The organism is Rhodococcus sp. LMD, from assembly GCF_056108245.1.
Genome location: NZ_CM148557.1, coordinates 4,267,444 through 4,284,555 on the forward strand (window position 1 = coordinate 4,267,444; position 17,112 = coordinate 4,284,555).

General features: G+C 68.2%; 15 protein-coding genes. 5 read left to right on the forward strand and 10 right to left on the reverse strand.

Annotated features, from left to right (window positions below):
* Positions 1-17: 17 nt before the first annotated feature.
* The 4 genes from ACWPQI_RS19425 to ACWPQI_RS19440 all read right to left on the reverse strand — a co-directional run bounded on the left by ACWPQI_RS19425 (position 18) and on the right by ACWPQI_RS19440 (position 4,089).
* Complete coding sequence (locus ACWPQI_RS19425) at positions 18-1,070, reverse strand: acyltransferase family protein (RefSeq protein ID WP_040270391.1); 1,053 nt, start codon at positions 1,068-1,070, stop codon at positions 18-20.
* A gap of 470 nt (positions 1,071-1,540) precedes the next feature.
* The gene (locus ACWPQI_RS19430; RefSeq protein ID WP_040270341.1) at positions 1,541-1,840 is read right to left on the reverse strand and encodes an Rdx family protein; all 300 of its coding nucleotides are present in this window, start codon (positions 1,838-1,840) and stop codon (positions 1,541-1,543) included.
* Positions 1,841-2,058: 218 nt separating this feature from the next.
* Entirely contained in the window at positions 2,059-2,220 is a 162-nt protein-coding gene (locus ACWPQI_RS19435; RefSeq protein ID WP_017681462.1) for a hypothetical protein, read from the reverse strand.
* Positions 2,221-2,289: 69 nt separating this feature from the next.
* Entirely contained in the window at positions 2,290-4,089 is a 1,800-nt protein-coding gene (locus tag ACWPQI_RS19440; protein ID WP_234420107.1) for a hypothetical protein, read from the reverse strand.
* A gap of 325 nt (positions 4,090-4,414) precedes the next feature.
* On the opposite strand from ACWPQI_RS19440, the gene ACWPQI_RS19445 reads away from it, so the two are divergent.
* Genes ACWPQI_RS19445 through ACWPQI_RS19460 form a run of 4 tightly spaced genes read left to right on the forward strand, consistent with a single transcriptional unit; the run spans position 4,415 to position 10,894 of the window.
* Entirely contained in the window at positions 4,415-6,388 is a 1,974-nt protein-coding gene (locus ACWPQI_RS19445; protein ID WP_474738447.1) for a hypothetical protein, read from the forward strand.
* Positions 6,358-7,866 carry a hypothetical protein gene (locus ACWPQI_RS19450; RefSeq protein WP_474738448.1) on the forward strand — a complete coding sequence of 503 codons (1,509 nt, stop codon included), beginning with the start codon at positions 6,358-6,360 and terminating at the stop codon, positions 7,864-7,866. The genes ACWPQI_RS19445 and ACWPQI_RS19450 overlap by 31 nt, the downstream gene beginning before the upstream one ends.
* Entirely contained in the window at positions 7,851-9,284 is a 1,434-nt protein-coding gene (locus ACWPQI_RS19455) for a glycosyltransferase (RefSeq protein WP_059174984.1), read from the forward strand. The genes ACWPQI_RS19450 and ACWPQI_RS19455 overlap by 16 nt, the downstream gene beginning before the upstream one ends.
* A complete protein-coding gene (locus tag ACWPQI_RS19460; protein ID WP_458602880.1) occupies positions 9,281-10,894 on the forward strand; it encodes an ArnT family glycosyltransferase in 1,614 nt (537 codons plus the stop codon). Before ACWPQI_RS19455 ends, ACWPQI_RS19460 begins: the two co-directional genes overlap by 4 nt.
* A 679-nt stretch (positions 10,895-11,573) precedes the next feature.
* Here ACWPQI_RS19460 and ACWPQI_RS19465 read toward each other — a convergent pair.
* Positions 11,574-12,026 (reverse strand): MarR family winged helix-turn-helix transcriptional regulator, encoded by a 453-nt coding sequence (locus ACWPQI_RS19465; protein WP_040270333.1) that lies wholly within the window; start codon positions 12,024-12,026, stop codon positions 11,574-11,576.
* A gap of 139 nt (positions 12,027-12,165) precedes the next feature.
* Here ACWPQI_RS19465 and ACWPQI_RS19470 point away from each other — a divergent pair, with 139 nt between their 5' ends.
* Entirely contained in the window at positions 12,166-13,350 is a 1,185-nt protein-coding gene (locus ACWPQI_RS19470; protein WP_059174983.1) for an MFS transporter, read from the forward strand.
* Positions 13,351-13,554: 204 nt separating this feature from the next.
* Here the strand turns inward: ACWPQI_RS19470 and ACWPQI_RS19475 are convergent, their stop codons facing one another.
* The 5 genes from ACWPQI_RS19475 to ACWPQI_RS19495 all read right to left on the reverse strand — a co-directional run bounded on the left by ACWPQI_RS19475 (position 13,555) and on the right by ACWPQI_RS19495 (position 17,110).
* A complete protein-coding gene (locus ACWPQI_RS19475) occupies positions 13,555-14,121 on the reverse strand; it encodes a dihydrofolate reductase family protein (RefSeq protein ID WP_474738859.1) in 567 nt (188 codons plus the stop codon).
* A gap of 206 nt (positions 14,122-14,327) precedes the next feature.
* The gene (locus tag ACWPQI_RS19480; protein ID WP_474738449.1) at positions 14,328-14,951 is read right to left on the reverse strand and encodes a GyrI-like domain-containing protein; all 624 of its coding nucleotides are present in this window, start codon (positions 14,949-14,951) and stop codon (positions 14,328-14,330) included.
* 229 nt (positions 14,952-15,180) lie between these two features.
* Positions 15,181-15,954, reverse strand: coding sequence for an ABC transporter permease (locus tag ACWPQI_RS19485; protein WP_059174982.1), 774 nt, complete (start codon positions 15,952-15,954; stop codon positions 15,181-15,183).
* Entirely contained in the window at positions 15,951-16,745 is a 795-nt protein-coding gene (locus tag ACWPQI_RS19490) for an ABC transporter ATP-binding protein (protein WP_059174981.1), read from the reverse strand. The genes ACWPQI_RS19485 and ACWPQI_RS19490 overlap by 4 nt, the downstream gene beginning before the upstream one ends.
* Positions 16,742-17,110, reverse strand: coding sequence for a DUF1048 domain-containing protein (locus tag ACWPQI_RS19495; protein WP_040270327.1), 369 nt, complete (start codon positions 17,108-17,110; stop codon positions 16,742-16,744). The genes ACWPQI_RS19490 and ACWPQI_RS19495 overlap by 4 nt, the downstream gene beginning before the upstream one ends.
* Positions 17,111-17,112: the final 2 nt, after the last annotated feature.

Consider the following 17,112-nt stretch of genomic DNA (forward strand, 5'->3'; position numbering starts at 1 on the left):
AGCCGTGTCTGGGTGCGCTACAGCGCGGCGGCCGGCACCTTGGCCGGTGCCGGATCGAGACGAGCCCGCAGTCGCATCACGGGCTTCTCGATCGCGAACCAGCTGGCCGACGCTGCAAGCAGGGTTGGGACAGCAGCCAAGACAGCGAACGCCAAGGTGGGTATGGCACCGAACTTGATGTAGAGCAACTGCTGGAACGGAAAGGCGTAGATGTAGACGCCGTACGAGATGTCGTTCTTCAGGACCAGGCGTTCACGTTGGGTCAGTGCGCCAGTGGCAATGACAACGTACGCCCAGAACACTGCGCCCAGGAGCCGGTAGTCCGGCAGAAACATCGTGGCCGCCGTGACGCCAAACGCCGCTGCAGTGAGAAGCCAGGTGCACCGGATCAACCCTTGGAACTGGTAGATGAGGGCGCCTGCAAGGAACATGATCGAGAACCGTGCGGCCGCCCCAGGGTGCCCCCCAATGTCGGCGAGGGTCGTGGCCGCGAGCAGCGCCCAGGAAGCAGCGAAGGCGATCGGCAGAGTCCAGCGGCGTTTTAGTAGCCCGGTGATGCCGAGGGCGAGCACGCCCAGGTAGCAGAGGACTTCCCACCCGAGTGTCCATAGCGATCCGTTCCATGTCCCAGGGTAGGGAACGCCGGTCGGAGTGCCGTCGACTCCACGTTCGAAGATCCAGACCGCCGAGTTCGACAGCACATACTCGATCGGGGCGGTGGAGAGCAGAAGGCCGCGGCCGTCGCCTCCCTGCATTGCCACGCCGATGGGAGCGACGATGAAGCCGACGATAAGTAGGCAAATCCAGAAGGCCGGGAGGATGCGCAGCGCGCGAGCGACGAGATAACCCCGGACCTGGGGACGCCGCATCCAGCTTGCGGTGATCAAGAAGCCGGAGATCGCGAAGAACCCGTCGACCCAGACTTCGGCGATGAACTGTCGCAGCGGATGGAACGCGATGTCGCGACCGGTGAGCGGGAACGAATGCCAGACGATGACCCCGAGGGCCATCGCGAGACGTATCGCGTTGAGCGCATTGAGGCGCGGGTCGAAGCGTTGCTGCAGCGTCAAGATTCCCCCCCGGGAATAGTTGTTTGAACTAAGCCATCTTGCACCACCGCAGGTGGGGCGGCATGTTACCGGCGAGGAATGTAAGTCCGGATACTGGAGATTCTCTTGCGACATGGGGACCTTAAGTCTCGATAGATCCATCGGTGGTCCGGTTTTCCCCTAGGCGGTGCTCGCCCTCCCGCAGCACCCTCCTCCGGTGCGTGGATAGCAAGGTCCCGTCGGAGGACGTACCGGCGGGACCCCTAGCCCCTTAGGGGCCGACCGGTGCTGACCCGCCGTAATCGCTCACTACCAACACAACAGATATGGTCCGCCAGCCAAACGGGTAGACCGATAGAGCCTTCTCGAGGGTCGGCGACCAGAAGCAATCCGACGTGCCGACTAACTGCTACGTGTGATGCGCATAGGTCCCAATTGACCCGTCTCGTAGCATCCCTTCCGGCAGCGGTCTGCAGGCTGACGGCGCTGCGCTACTGTCCACTCCCCCGGTCCGCGTGCCCGAGATCCCGCTCGGGATCGACGACGTCGCGCACCCGCTGCTTGAGCGTGACGATGTCGGGGAAGCCGCCGTCGGTCTTGCGGTCCCACACCGTCCGGTCGCCGGCGGTGACGACGAAGATCCCGCCGGTGCCGGGCACGAGCGCGACCTCGCCGAGATCGGTACCGAAGGTGTTGAGCAGTTCCTGCGCCATCCACCCGGCGCGCAGCAGCCAGTTGCACTGCGTGCAGTAGGTGATGGTGATGCGGGGGGCGGTGCGCGGCTCGGTCACCGCCCGAGCGTATCGGCCGGCCGCTCGAAGAAGGTGAGGCCCCGCCGACCGTGGTGGCGAATCGGCGGGGCCTCGACGCGAGCCGGTGATGGGGGGTAACCGGCTCGCGAGTTGTCGCCTTCGCAGGGGGGACAGGAAGGCGACACAGAGACACTAGTCCGATAGATAGTTACTCGCGAGTACAAATGATCTTGTGCCGGTCGGGGCCGTTCCGCGGGTCAGGACTGGGCGCTGTGACGGTCGCGTTCGCGCTCGGCGCGCTGGATCTCGACGAGGGATTCCTCGGTGTCGGCCACGCGCAGCACCTTGCCCAGCACCAGGCCGATCGCCACCGAGACGATCAGCCAGGCGACGAGGATCGCCGCAACCCACCACCACATACACCCAGTGTGTACGAAGTTCGTCGCCGATGGGTAACGCGGACGCAAGTGTGACCGATATTGCGTCGCCTAAGGCGAGGTGGTGAAGTATGCCCGCACGACCCCGACCACGTTCGGTGCGGGGAAAACCTCGTCGGGGTTGCCTAGTCCCCCTACCTTGACGGTCCACTGCCGGGTTCCGGTGTCGACCGCGGGGCCATCTGCGGCGAGGACGTAATAATCCGCGCCTTCGCAGTGATACGCGCCGACCATACCGTCGGCTCGCCCGCCCCACGCGCCGCCGTGTCTGCGGAAGCAGTGGGTGCCGTCGTCGAGTTCGATCCACTCGGGCGCCACATCTGTCGCGGCAGGCACTGGGCCGAGGGGCTCTTCGAGCCGGTACTGTAAGAACTCCTGCTTCCATACGTCGATCCCGCAGGTCAGAGATCTGCGGTCTGGATGGATCCAGCAGGTGTGTGCGCTGTCTGCAGTGGAACCGCAGGACACGATATCGGCGCCGCGCGAGGATACCGACGGATAGGGGTACTGGCAGTCGATGACCGTCCGTCGCGGGTTGCGCGCGCTCCACCCGGGCAGTGGGGTACCGGTGCGGTCGACGGCAACGACATCGATGACCTCCGTGTCTGCCACCGGACGGCTCACGATGATTTGGTAGCCGTTGTGATCTATGCCTTCCACCGCGCCGACAATGCCATCGATGACGGTGCGCACCCCGTCCACCACCCACAGGACCGGGGCTACGATGGTCGACAGGATCGGGCCCAGATCCGCTTCCTCGAGTGCAAGTTCGGCACAGTCCAGCGCCATGTTCAATGCGGTGGCGAAGAACTGCGTCAGCTCGCCCGCACCGGCGGGATCCGAGGCCGCCAGTTTGCTGAACGAGCTCAAGCAGGTAGCGCCCTTCATCGCCTCGAGGAACTTCTCGGCGCCGGCGCGCCCGCCCACCCGCTCGATCGCCATCGCGTAGGTGCCGACGCCGAAGTCGAGCGCAGTCAGCAGGTAGCTCGCCGGGTCCGGCTTGATCATCACCCCGTCGGATGCCCGGCGCCCGACGAGGTCGAACTCGATCTCACTGCCCGCGGGTAGCAGCTCGACGCGATTGCCCAATCGGCTCGGTGCGGGACGTAGCAAGTCGGCGGCGTGCCCGATCCAGTCCTTACGGTCCGTGCCGGTGAACTCCAGGCCGGGAGTGTATTCCACCGAGACGCCGTAACCGCGCGCATTCACCGCCTTCAACAGCGGCGACTCCTTGTCCTGGCCGAGACACCAGTACACGCGCTTGCCCTGATCGCTGGTCACATCGAAGCCTGCCTTACGGACCTCGTTCTCGCCGGGGCATGTGGGCGGTGACCCGTATCCGAGGCTCGCGATGTCGTCGAATCGTCCGCGCAGCCACGTAGCCGCCGACGCGCGCACGTCGTTCCAGCGGTCGACCAGCCAGAACGAGAAATGATCGGTCGTGACGATGATTTCGCCGTTTTCATAGCGCACGGCGGTAGCCACGGTCGGTTCGGACTCCGGGCTCTCGGCATAGGTGACCGTCGGAACCGGTTCACCTGGTTCGAGTTCGCCCACCGGAAAACGCAGGGTAGCGTCACCGGTCAGCTCGGCCCCGTCGAGTTCGATCGACCAACCGCTGCGGCCGTCCGGCGTGGTGGCCGCGTCGATGCGCAGCTCGCCGTCCGAGTCGACCGAGGAGCCTGGAATTTCGACCGTCACGCCGCCATCGACAGAACGCCACGTCGTCTGCTGTTCCGGCGAGACCTCGATCTTCTCGACCTCGGGTTTGCCCGAGCAACCGGAGATCACGAGAAACGAACACAGCGCGGCGCCCAATACTGCCCGGAAACCGGTTCGACCCCACTTCATTTCGGTGAGACTAGCCGAAATGTTGCCACCCAGTCTCAAATGAGACGGTCAAGAGTTCTCACCGCGTCGATTCCGACGAGTTCTACCGACTCCTCGGGGGTGAGGTCATCTATGACGCGAACCTGGTCGCCGAGCGCCTCCAACAGTGTGGGGCCACTACAACTACGATCGAGTCCACCGTGCCCTGGCCGGTCGAGCACCTTACGAATGCCTCCGCAAGAAGACACGAGACCTGCTGTCGTAGGTCTCCGTCAGAAACACGCCCAAGCGCGATGTTGCTCCACTTGTCCCACATTTCGTACCGATCAACCGTAAAGTCCCCGACGTGCCGACCCAGACAATTCGCCGTGCCGGACACGCACTCCTCGTTCCCGCCCTCGCCGCGCTGACCGTGCTGGCCGCAGCTCCTGCCGCCGCGCAGGACCCCGTCGACCCGCCCGGCGACGTCGTCTTCGGCACGCAGACCCTGGGATTCGGCGACACCGTCGCCTTCCGCGGCCACAGCGACACCGCGACCCTCACCGTCCCGGTGCCGGACGGGCTGCGGCCCGCCGCGTTCGACACGACGGTGCAGATGCCCGCCAACGTCTCCCGCGGCTGGATCGACGTCCAGTCGCAGGGCCTGCTGCTGGCCCGCATCGACCTGCCCGCCGCCGGAACCCTGGTGCCGGTCTCGCTGCCCCTGGAGGCGGCGCCGGTCGTGGACCGGGCCGTCACCGTCACCCTCACCGTCCACCTGCTGCCGTTCGACGGCATCTGCCCCGAGGACTGGACGGATCGGTCGGTGGTGCTGCGCGACGGGCGCGTCCGCTACACCGGGGCCCCGACCCCGCCGGCCGTGGTCGCCGACTTCCTGCCGCCGATCCTCGAGTCGCTGGAACTGTCGCTGCCCGCCGACCCCACCCCCGCCGAGTCGGCCACCGCGCTCGATCTCACCGCGGCCGTCACCGCCCAGTACACGGGCCGGCCGCTGCGGGTGACGGTGCAGACCCTGCCCGGCGACGACGCGGTGCCACCCGCCCCGGCCGGGCCGTTCACCCGGCAGATCGCGATCGTCGAAACCGACGGCGCCGGTGCCGCCGCCCTCGTCGACGTGCCCGGCGGCGTCCCCGCCCTGGCGGTGACGGGCAACGCCGACGCGCTGCGCAACCAGGCCCGCCTCGTCACGAGCGACATCTCGTCGGTCGCGGTGGCCTCGGCCGCCACCGTCGGCACGCTGGGTCTGCCGCCGCGGCTGTCCCCCGACGCGACGACCCTCGCCGAACTGGGTCTCGGGGGCCTCACCGACACCGGCGTCGGCGTGGTGGAGGTACCGCTCGGCATCGACCAGACCCGTCTGGGACGGCCGTCCCACAATCTGCGGATCAACCTGCAGGGCTCCTACACCCCGCTGCCCACGACCGAGGGCGGCCTGGTGTCGGTGACGGTCGGCGACACGGTCGTCGACTCGTGGCCCGCCGACGCGACGGGCCGGCTGGATCGGTGGATCACCGTGCCCGACACCGTGCTCGGCCGGGTCACCGACGTGGTGGTGTCGCTGCGCTCCACCGGCGGCACCCACCAGTGCGGCCTGCAGCAGCCGATGACGCTGACCGTCGACGCCGGCAGCCGCGTCACCACCGAACCCGCCGATCCGCCGCAGCCCGGCGGGTTCCGGTCGCTGCCGCAGGCGCTGCTGCCGAAGGTGAACGTCGCCGCCACCGAGGCCGGGATCGCCGACACCGCCCGGGCCGTCGCGCTCGTGGCCGGCCTGCAGGGTCTGACGTCGGTGCCGCTCGACCCCGAGTGGGTGAGCCTCGACGAGGCCGCCACCGGCAGCACCCCCGCGATCGTCGTCGCCGCGGACGGCCGCGTCCCCGAGCAGCTCGAGCTGCCGCTGGCCGGCACGCAGGGCCGCACCCTCGACCTCGTCGACCCGGCCACCGGCGACGCCACCTCCGTCACCTTCCCGACCGATGTCGAGTTCGCGTCGCTGCAGGTGGCGCGCGACGGCGAGCGCGCCGTCCTCGTCGCCGCCGCCACCGACGTGCCCGCCGAACTCGACCGCACCCTCGGCTGGCTCGCCGCGCAACCGCAACGCTGGGCCGAGCTCGACGGCGACGTGCTGTTCACCACCGCGGACCGCGACCCCGTCGAACTCGCGCTCACCGACCCGGCCACCGAGTCCACCTCGCAGCAGTCCCTCGGCGTCTCGACGACGTGGGTGCTCGTCGGGGGTGGCATCGTCCTTGCCGCCGGCCTCGCCGCGGCTGTGATCGGCGCGCTGCGATGGCGTCGCGGCCGGCCGCGCCCGCACTGATCGGACCCGCCATGAGCACCGTGACGACCACCGAGCGCGCCGCACTGTTCGCGCACACCAGCGCCCGCTGGGCGATCATCGTCGCCGCGACCCTGATCGGCTACCGGACCACGTGGCTGGCGCTGTCCGAGGAGGTCGCCCGCGGCACCGGCGGCGGCTACGTGGCGCTGGTGCCGCCGTTCGCGGTGCTGGCCGCCGAGGGCGTCACCCGGCGCCGGCGCGGCGAGCTGCCGATCCACGACCGGCAGACCGACCGGATCGTCGGCGGTGCCGTCCTGCTCATCGCGATCGCCGTCAAGTGGCTGCTGCTGCCGCGGTACGGGCCGAACTACCAGATGATGCACCTGGACGTGCTGTCCGCGTGGCTGTTCGTGATCGGCATGTGTGTGCTGCTGTTCGGGCTGCGGGTGACCTCCCGCTACTGGCCGGTGTGGCTGCTGCTGGTGGGCACCTCGCCGCTGGCCTACCGGGCGATGCTCGTGCAGCTCGGGGGCAGCAAGTTTGCCGCCGGGTTCCTGATGGTGCTGCTGGGTTCGGTCGCGATCGCCGTCGCGGTCGGCCGCACCCGGCGCCGCGCGCTGATCGGCTTCGGCGCGACGATGCTGCTCGGCCTGGCGCTGCTGGTCGTGGTGACCACCCGCTACCCGGATGCGCGGGTCGCCGTCGCGCAGATCGTGCCGTCGGCGGTGGCCGCGGTCGTCGTCGGCGCCGCGTTCTACCTGTACCGGTACCGGGGCCTCGCGCCGCGGACCCTGCCGCCGAACCCGGTGTCGCCGCGGGAGGCGGCCCGCACGCTGCTGCTCATCGTGCCCGCGACCGTCGTGCTGGCCGCGGCGCCGCTGCCCGATCAGCAGCTCACGCCCGTGTCCGTGGGTCCGCCGCCGAGCGGCACTGTCAGCCAGGTCGTCCCCGTCGGCTGGTATCAGATCGGGTCCGTCGACTACGACTGGCCGCGACGGTATTTCGGGTCGACGGCGCAGCTGCGCCGGCAGATGATCCGCGCCGTCGAGCCGCGCGCCGACTGGGACCGGCTCTCGCGCCCGCGGACCGTCGCGGTGCAGACCCTGCAGGTGCGGCGGGTGGGGGTGTTCGAGGTGTATCCGGTCCACACCAGTTACGACCTCGGGCAGGCGCGGGTGAGCCCGAAGATCCGGGTGGACCTCGGCCGGGGGGTGCAGGCCGACTTCTTCACCGTCGTCGACGACGAGCTGCTGCTGACGTGGAGCCTGATGAGTTTCGTGTGGACGCGCGGCGACGCCCTCGCGCAGCGGGTGAGCCTGCTGACCGTCGACAATCACGAGCTCGACGCCCCGTTCCCCCAGCCCACCCCGAACATGGCGTCGAACGCGAGCGCGTTGCTGTCGGTGTTCCTGCGCGGCCGGGCGTCGGTGGAGGATTCCGACCCCGAGTACAAGGACCTGGACATGCTCACCGAGGTGGGCCGTGAACTGGTGGAGGCGCAGTGGCGCGGCATCTAGTCGACGACGAGTTCAAGGCCGCGGCGCTGCACGACGCGGTGTACGGGCTGCGGGAGAAGCGGCCGCTGTCGTCGGCGTCGGTGGCGTTCGTGCCGTGGCAGAAGTGGCTGACGCTGGGCCTGGTCGCGGTGGTGATCCTGGCGCTGGTGTTCGCGACGATCCCGACGCTGACCGTGCTCACGGCGGTGTGCACGGCCGGGTACATCGCCACCCTCGCCGACCGGCTGCTGCTGTTCTCCCGCGGCCTGGCGCGCGACGCGATCTTCACCGTCGACGACGACGAGGCCCGGGCCGTGCCCGAGCAGGACCTGCCGACGTACACGGTGCTGGTGCCGGCCTACAACGAGCCGGAGGTGGTGGGCGATCTGATCGCGGCGATGACCGCGATCGACTATCCGGCCGGGAAGCTGCAGGTGCTGCTGCTGCTCGAGGAGGACGACGCCGTCACCATCGCCGCGGCGCGGGAGGCGGGCCTCGGCGAGATCGTGGAGATCCTGCTGGTGCCGGCGGCGGATCCCCGGACCAAGCCGAAGGCGTGCAACTACGGGCTGCACTTCGCCACCGGCGACGTCGTCACCATCTTCGACGCCGAGGATCTGCCCGATCCGTTGCAGTTGCGGCGGGTGGCGGTGGCGTTCGACCGGCTCGGCGACGACGTCGCGTGCGTGCAGGCGAAGCTGGCGTTCCACAACGGCACCCAGAACATGCTCACCGGGTGGTTCACCGCCGACTACGCGCTGTGGTTCAACTTCGTGCTGCCCGGGCTCATGCGCTCGAATTCGCCGATTCCGCTGGGCGGTACGTCGAACCACATCCGGTGCAGCGTGTTCGACGAGATCGGCGCGTGGGATCCGTACAACGTCACCGAGGACGCCGACCTGGGGGTGCGCATCGCCGAGTCGGGCTACCGTACGGCCGTATTGGACTCGACGACGCTCGAGGAGGCCAACAGCGATCCGATCAACTGGATCCGGCAGCGTTCCCGCTGGTACAAGGGCTATCTGCAGACGTGGCTGGTGCACGTGCGCCGGCCCGTACAACTGTGGCGGGGCATCGGCACCGTGGGGATGCTCCGGTTCACGACCCTGCTCGCCGGGACGCCGATCATCGCGTGCCTGAACATGGTGTTCTGGCTGATCACCATCTCGTGGCTGCTGGGCCAGCCGTTCCTGGTCGAGGAGATCTTCCCCTGGTACGTGTACTTCCCCGCGCTGATCTCCCTGGTGTTCGGTAACTCCGCGGTGCTGTACATGAACCTGGTCGCGTGCCGGGAGACCGGCAACTCGGCGCTGTGGCTCGCGTGCCTGACGGTGCCGCTGTACTGGCTGATGATGTCGGTCGCCGCGATCAAGGGCACCTACCAGCTGATCCGCAATCCCTCCTACTGGGAGAAGACCTTCCACGGGCTGTCCTCATGAGGAGCAGCGCCGCCCGGGTGTTCTGGCTGTCCTGCCTGCTGTACGCCGCGGTGGGCCTGTACCTGGCGCTGGATGTGGCCTATTTCCAAGGCGATTCGCTCAGCCGCGTGGCGGCCGCGCGCAGCGCCCTGCACAGCCGCGACCCGCACCTGGCGGCGATCGGGTTCGTGTTCACTCCCCTCACGGCGCTGCTGCAGCTGCCGCTGGTGGCGCTGTCGGACTGGTGGCCCGCGCTGACCCGGTGGGGCATCACGGCGGTGGCGCTGTCGGCGCCGTTCATGGCCGGGGCGGTCACCCAGGTGCACCTGTTCGCCCGCGACCGCGGCGCGTCGCCGTGGCTGGTGTGGACGGTGACGGCGCTGTTCGCGCTGAACCCGATGATCGTGTACTACGGCGCCAACGGCATGAGCGAGGCGCCGTTCCTGATGCTGCTGTGCTGGGCGACGCGCCGGTTGGTGCGGTGGATCAGCACCGACGACGTGCACGACCTCGCCGTCGCCGGGATCGCCGTGGGCCTGGCGTATCTGGCGCGGTACGACGCGCTCGCCGTCGGCGCGGCCGTCACCGTCCTCGTCGTCGCGGTGACGCGGTGGCGCACGGGCGGGTGGCGTCCGGCGCTGCTCGACGCGATCCTCGTCGCGTCGCCGGTGGCGTTGTCGTTCCTGGTGTGGGCGGCGACGAGCTGGCTGATCACCGGCGAAGCGCTGCAGCAGTTCTCGTCGTCGTACGGTAACGCGGCGATCCTCGAGCAGAGCGGCGGCGGTTCGGCCGGGGGTCTGGCGGCGCTGGCGTTCTCCGTCGCCGAGATCCTGGTGCTGGGGCCGGCGCTGCCGCTGCTCGCGCCGGTCGTCGCGGTGCTGGCGTGGCGCCGCCGGGACTTCGAGCCGGTCGTGCCGTTCGTGATGCTGGGGGCGGTGCTGGCGTTCGCGGCCCTGTCGTACTTCCGGGGCATGACGTTCCCGTTCCTGCGGTTCTACCTGGCCGCGGTGCCGCTGGCGGCGATGTGGGTGGTGCAGCTCGCGCCCCGTCGCGGGCAGCTGCGGGCGCGCCGGCTCGGCGCCCACGCGACCGTGCGCCCGCAGGACCGAGGCTCCCTCGCGCCGGTCGGGGCGCTCGCGCTCGCGGTGTCGGTGCCGGTCACGTTCGTCGCGATGGGCGATGCGAACCTCTCGCAGGAGCAGCATGCGCTGCGCACCGTGCTGTTTCCCGACCCGGACGACACGTCGGAGCTGCGGGACCAGGAGAACCGGATCATCGCCTCGTTCGGCACGGAACGCCGCGTCGCCGACTATCTCGACGACCTCGACCTGCCCGACGGCTCGGTGGTGATGGACACCGTGTACGGGTTCGCGGTGCTCACCGCCACCGACCGGCCCGAGCAGTTCGTCGTCCCCTCCGACGCCGACTTCACCCGCATCCTCAACGATCCCGCGGCGAACGGCGTGCGCTACCTGCTGACCGTGCCGAACGAGGGCCGCGGCGTGTCGGATGCGGTGAACCGCCGCTACCCCACCGTTTTCGAGAACGGCGCCGACATCGCAACCCTCGATCTGGAGATCCCCAACGACGGCGACAACCAGCCGACCTGGCGTCTGTACCGGATCGGTTGACGCACCCGCGAGCCGCGTGCCACCATCGCTGCACCGACCCCGAAAACGGGGCGACCCCGGCCGGTGCGCCAACACCGAACCGGGGTCTGGGCACACGACAGATGGAGCTGTCATGCACCGTGAGGTGGATTGTATCCACATGCCGATTCCCGGCGCGTATCCCCGCAAGTGGCCGCGTGCCACACGCCCCGACGTGGCGTCGTCCGCTGCGCTGACCTGCGCGAGCCCGCCGACGACCTGATCTGCACCCCGCCCCGCACCCGACCGCCGGGTCCGGGGCCATCGGTGTTTCCCTGCGTGCGTGCGAGGGCCGTTCCGGTGACCGAGGCGCACGCGGTCACGTCGTTTTCCGTGCGGGTCCGACGCTAACCAACCGCATCCGGCATCCTTCGTCCCGGTGAACGGCACCGGGCACCCGATCGAGCACGGGTCGACACGTCCGACCGGGTCCAGCTCAGCCGCTTGCCTTTTCGGCAGGCGGCCACACGTGCTGGCCGAGACGCGGTATCGGGGTATGGTCCGTGGGTTTGCTTGGGGAAGGGGCCGACGAGTCAGGGACCCGAAGGGTCTCCGTCTGCTTTGCCGTCCCGAAATCTTCTCTGCCGCGCCCGAACACGTGTACTCGATCCGGCGACGCGCACCGGCACGGATCCCCAGTGCCGGGTCTACAGCACCGGGATCAGCGCGGACTCGGCGGCAGCTCGTGCAATGCGCGCACCAACGGCGCCAGCTCCGGGATCTCGCACGCCTCGCCGAGGGCGGCTTCGAGCGTGGCATCGTGCGTCGGACGCGCACTGTCGAGCAGTTCGCGCCCGGCGGCGGTCAGTTCGGTGTAGATGCCGCGGCGATCGTCCTCGCACAGGATCCGCGTGAGCAACCCGCGCTTCTCGAGACGATTGACGAGCCGGGTCGTCGCACTGCTGCTCAACGCGGCCGCACGGGCGAGCTGCGCCATCCGCATGTGCCAGCCGTCCTGCCGGCTCAGCGCGTCGAGCACGGTGTACTCGACCACCGAGAGCTGGTGCTGCTGCTGGAGGGCACGTTCGAGCTCGGTGTCGAGTGCCCCGTGCAGTGCGGCCAGCGTGCGCCAACCTTGCGCGCGGATCTCCACCGCGTCGTCCGCAATGCCCACGTCGCCTCCTTGCTTCCTGCCCTCCCCGATACTACCCGCTTGCGCATGTATAGAGCGCGTGCAACTATTTATAAGGCGTCTGCAACTACTGCACACGCGCTCTATGCGCTGACGCGCAGACCTTCGAAAGGAACTCGACGTGCCTTCAGGCCTCATCGCCCTCGCCATGGGCGGATTCGGGATCGGCCTCACCGAATTCGTGATCATGGGATTACTACCGGAGGTCGCTGCGGACTTCGCCGTGAGCGAGTCCGTCGCCGGCTACCTCATCTCCGGGTACGCGCTCTCGGTCGCCCTCGGCGCGATCCTGCTCACCGCCGCCCTCACCCGCTTCGACCGGAAACGGGCCCTGCTGTCCCTGATGGTGCTGTTCATCGTCGGCAACCTGCTGTCGGCCCTCGCTCCGTCGTACGAGGTCATGATGGGCGGACGCATCGTCGCGGCCCTGTGCCACGGCGCGTTCTTCGGCATCGGATCGGTCGTGGCTGCGGACATGGTCGCACCCTCCAAGCGCGCCGGCGCCATCGCCATCATGTTCGCCGGCCTCACCATCGCCAACGTCCTCGGAGTTCCGTTCGGCACCCTGCTCGGTCAGCAACTGGGGTGGCGCTCGACCTTCTGGGCGATCACCGCAATCGGCGTGGCGGCGCTCGTCGGCATCACCGCTCTGGTGCCGGCCACTCCCCCTGCCGCCACGAACGGCGGCCTGCGCGGCGAGCTCCACGCGTTCCGCAACAAGCAGGTCTGGTTCTCGATCGCGCTGACCGTCCTCGGCTACGGCGGCATGTTCGGCGCCTTCACCTACATCGCCTTCACCCTGACCGAGGTCAGCGGTTTCGCCACGTCCAGCGTGCCGTGGCTGCTCATCGTCTTCGGCTCCGGCCTGTTCGTCGGAAACTACCTGGGCGGCAAGGCAGCCGACCGAGCCCTCACCCCGGCGCTGACCTGGATCCTCGTCCTGGTGACCGCCGCCCTGGTCGTCTTCGCCGCCACCGCCGACAACCGGACCATGACGATCGTCTCGCTGTTCCTCATGGGCGCCTTCGGTTTTGCGACAGTTCCCGGCCTGCAGATGCGAATCATGAACTACGCCTCCGCCGCCCCCACCATGGCCTCCGGCGCCAACATCGCCGCCTTCAACGTGGGCAACGCCCTCGGTGCCTGGCTCGGCGGACTGACCATCGCAGCCGGCCTGGGCTTCACCTCCCCGATCTGGATGGGTGCAGTCGTCACAGCCGCCGGCCTCGTCGTGCTGCGGATCGCCACGGCGATGGATCGGCCGAGTGCCGAGGCGCCGGCGGACTCGACGCTCGTGAACATCTGACCCTCGCCCGCTGACCTCGCGTCCACCGGCCCGCCGAGGCTCGCCGATCGGACTGGCGTAGCGGTCTTTCAGGCTCTGGAAGAACGACTTCGCCAGAGCGTTCTCGTAACTCCGCGCGGCCGCCGTCCAGCAGCAGTAATTGCGGGCCGCTCGAGTCGTGTATCGCGTAGTGCATCCGCACCTCGCCTGGCGGTGTATGGCCGATCAGTCGTGTTTCGCCTCGTAGCGCAGCAGGACCGTGCCACCCGGGAAGGTGCGGTTCTCCAACAGTCGCAGCGAGATCCATGACGGCAGTGTCGGGAAGAACGGGGTGCCGCCACCCACGGCGGTGGGGGCGACCACGAGCCGGTATTCGTCTACCAGTCCCGCCTGCACGATCGGTGCGGCCAGCGTCGCGCCGGCCACCTCCAGCGTCCCGTCGGTTTCGGCTTTCAGCTTCGTCACCACCTCGACCGGGTCACCGCGTTCCAGGCGGGAGTTCCACTCGACGGACTCCAGGGTGTGCGAGAACACGACCTTGGGCATGTCGCGCCAGATGCGGGCGAAGTCGACGATCAGAGGGGTGGCGTCCGGGGCCTTGTCGGCAGTCGGCCAGTACGCGGCCATCAGTTCGTAGAGCCGCCGCCCGTAGAACGACAGGGCGGTCTCCCGCTCGAAGTCGTTCCAGTACTGGTGCAGTTCTTCGCTCGGATCGCTCCAGTCGATGTTTCCTTGCGCATCGGCGATGTACCCGTCCACCGACACGTTGAAGCCATAGATGAGTTTGCCCATGCAGATCAGACTGCCCCGGAGGGCGAAACTCATCGCGACGCCGCACAAGTTATTGCCGAATCGTTGTGGACGAACGAGCGTCAGGCGACCTCCTCCCACGTGCAGGCCGGAAGCGCCGCCTCCGGTTCATCGCCGACCGATGCCGGAGTGGCACCGGCGGCAGCGCCGGCTGACCGGACTCGACGAGATCGTGCTCTCGTTCGGTGTCAGAGGATTGGGGCGACCGGCTGTCGGAGTATGGTGCGCAGTCGGTCGGGCGCGGTCCTGCGGAAGTCGGTGAGATAGATCTCGTGATGCTTTCCGGTCAGGCGCAATTCGTTGTCCGGGACGAACTCTTCGTGAAGTTGCGCGAGTACGTCAGCTTCGTCGTCGAAGGGTCCGACGTGCAGTGTCTGCACGCATCGGCCTTCGCGAAGCGTCTCGAGGCGGACGTCGTCGAGGCCCTGGGGGCGATTCCCGGCCCCGGCGCGTTCGACGGCCGAGGCGAACATCGCGTGGTCGATCCAGTCCGGCGTCATTATCATCATGGTCCAGTCCCATCGTGATTTGTCCCGCGCCGCGGTAAACGCATCCATGTCGTCCGCCCACCACAATCCCTCGAGTGGCGGAACGACGTAGTCCTGGTCCAGATCGCGCTTGCTGGCGAACTTCAGCTTGTACGCCACGGGGTACAGAGCGCGGACTGCCCGGTCGAAGTCGGGCGAGGTATTGGGGTCGCCACGGCCATCGATCATGAGGTATTGCATCGTCGGTACGTCGACCAGGCGGAACTTGCCCCGTCGTGCCTGATAGGCGTCGAGGGTCCTCTTGAAATCAGTCTTCTCCGTCATCGGGTACCCGGACTCGCGCTGCGAGCCACGTCCTTTCCGCCTCGAGCAGGCTGAGTGAGTGCGAGAACACCTCGCGCGCGGGCGGCGGAAGATGCGGATCCGCTCTCTGGACCGCGGGCAGCGCGGCGATTCGATCGTCGATCTGGGCTGGTCGAGCCGTCTGGAGAGTTGCGGCGTCAGGTGGAGAGGGTCAGGGGGGCGTGCTGCAACTGTTCCGCCGTGATGAAGGTCAGGAGAATTTGCGTCGGTAGATCATGACCGCTGCGGTGTACGAGGCGACCAGGATGCCGGCACACCAGGCGAGGGCCACCCACAGGTCGCCGGCCACTGGCTGGCCTGTGAGCAGGTCGCGGACCGCGTTCACGATCGACGTCACGGGCTGGTTGTCGGCGAATGCCCGCACCGGGCCCGGCATCGACTCGGTGGGCACGAAGGCGGAGCTGACGAACGGCAGGAAGATGAGCGGGTAGGCAAATGCCCCCGCGCCGTCGACGGTGCTCGCCGACAGGCCGGCGATGACCGCGAGCCAGGTCAGCGCCAGCGTGAACAGGGTGAGGATTGCGGCGACCGTGAGCCATTCGAGGATGTTTGCCCCGGAACGGAACCCCATGAGGACGGCGAACCCGACGACGATGGCCAGTGCGGTCAGGTTGGCGACCAGTGAGGTCAGGACGTGTGACCACAACACCGAGGACCGGGAGATCGGCATCGACTGGAATCGTTCCACGATGCCGCCCTGCAGGTCGTTGAACAGTCGCACCGAGGTGTACGCAACACCCGAGGCGACGGTGATGAGCAGGATGCCGGGCAGCAGGTAGCTCACGTACGCGGCTGTGCCCGTTCCGGCGCCGGTGTCGATGGCGCCGCCGAGGACGAACACGAACAGCAACATGATGGCCACCGGCGTGACCGCGGTCGTGATGATGGTGTCGGGGCTGCGGGTGATGTGGCGCAGGGATCGTCCGGTGAGGGCCGCGGTGTCGGCGACGACATGGGTGGTCATTTCGGTTCCTTTCCATCTGTGGCACTGGGATTTTCGACGCCGGCGCCGCCACCGACGATGCTGAGGAAGACCTCTTCGAGGGTGGGCTGCTTCTCGACGTATTCCACCTTCGAGGGGGGAAGCAGGCGCTTGAGTTCGGGGAGGGTGCCGTCGACGATGATCCGGCCCTCGTGCAGGATCGCAATCCGGTCGGCGAGCTGCTCGGCCTCCTCCAGGTACTGCGTGGTCAGGAGGACGGTCGTGCCGCGTGCGGCGAGGTCTCGAACGACCTGCCACACCTCCATGCGCGCTTGCGGATCGAGCCCGGTGGTGGGTTCGTCGAGGAACACGATCGGCGGGTTGCCGATGAGGCTCATCGCGATGTCGAGGCGCCGGCGCATGCCTCCCGAGTACGTCGAGACCCTTCGGTCCCCGGCTGCTGTCAGTGAGAAGCGCTCGAGCAGCTGGTCGGCCACCACCCGCGGATCGGGTAGATGGCGCAGTTTGGCAATCAGCACGAGGTTTTCCCGGCCGCTGAGAATCTCGTCCACGGCGGCGAACTGGCCGGTGAGGCTGATCGATTCGCGTACGTCGGCGGCGTCGTCGACAACGTCGAAGCCGGCGACGGCGGCTTGCCCGGCGTCCGATTTCAGCAGCGTGGCGAGGATCTTCACGAGCGTGGTCTTGCCGGCGCCGTTCGAGCCGAGCAACGCGAAGATGCTGCCCGCCTCGACCTCGAAGTCGACGCCGCGCAACACGTGCAACTGCTCGTACGACTTCTCGACGCCCTTGACGCTGATCGCGGTGGTCATCGCTGCTCCTTACGTTCGGCGTCCTCGATCGCCTTGGTGAATCGAGCACGCTCCTTGTCGATCCACTGCGCGCCGGTGTAGGCCTGCGCGAACGTCTCGGCGAACTCGACGGGGTCTTCGCCGACGATCTCCCGGAGCGGAGTTCCGTCGGCCGCGGCGCGCTCCCACAGGTCGGCGGAGTCGCCGAGCATCGTCACGAGGGTGCCGCCGTCGGTGAGGCCACCGTAGTAGGTGAGGTACCGCTGGAAGGCCTTCGCGGTGCTTGCGTAGGGTTCCGGCAGCTTCTCGATCCGGGCCTTGTACCGCCTGAACTGCTTCTTCTGCTCGAGTGATCCGGTGAGGAATTCGATCCATCTGGCGGCCATGA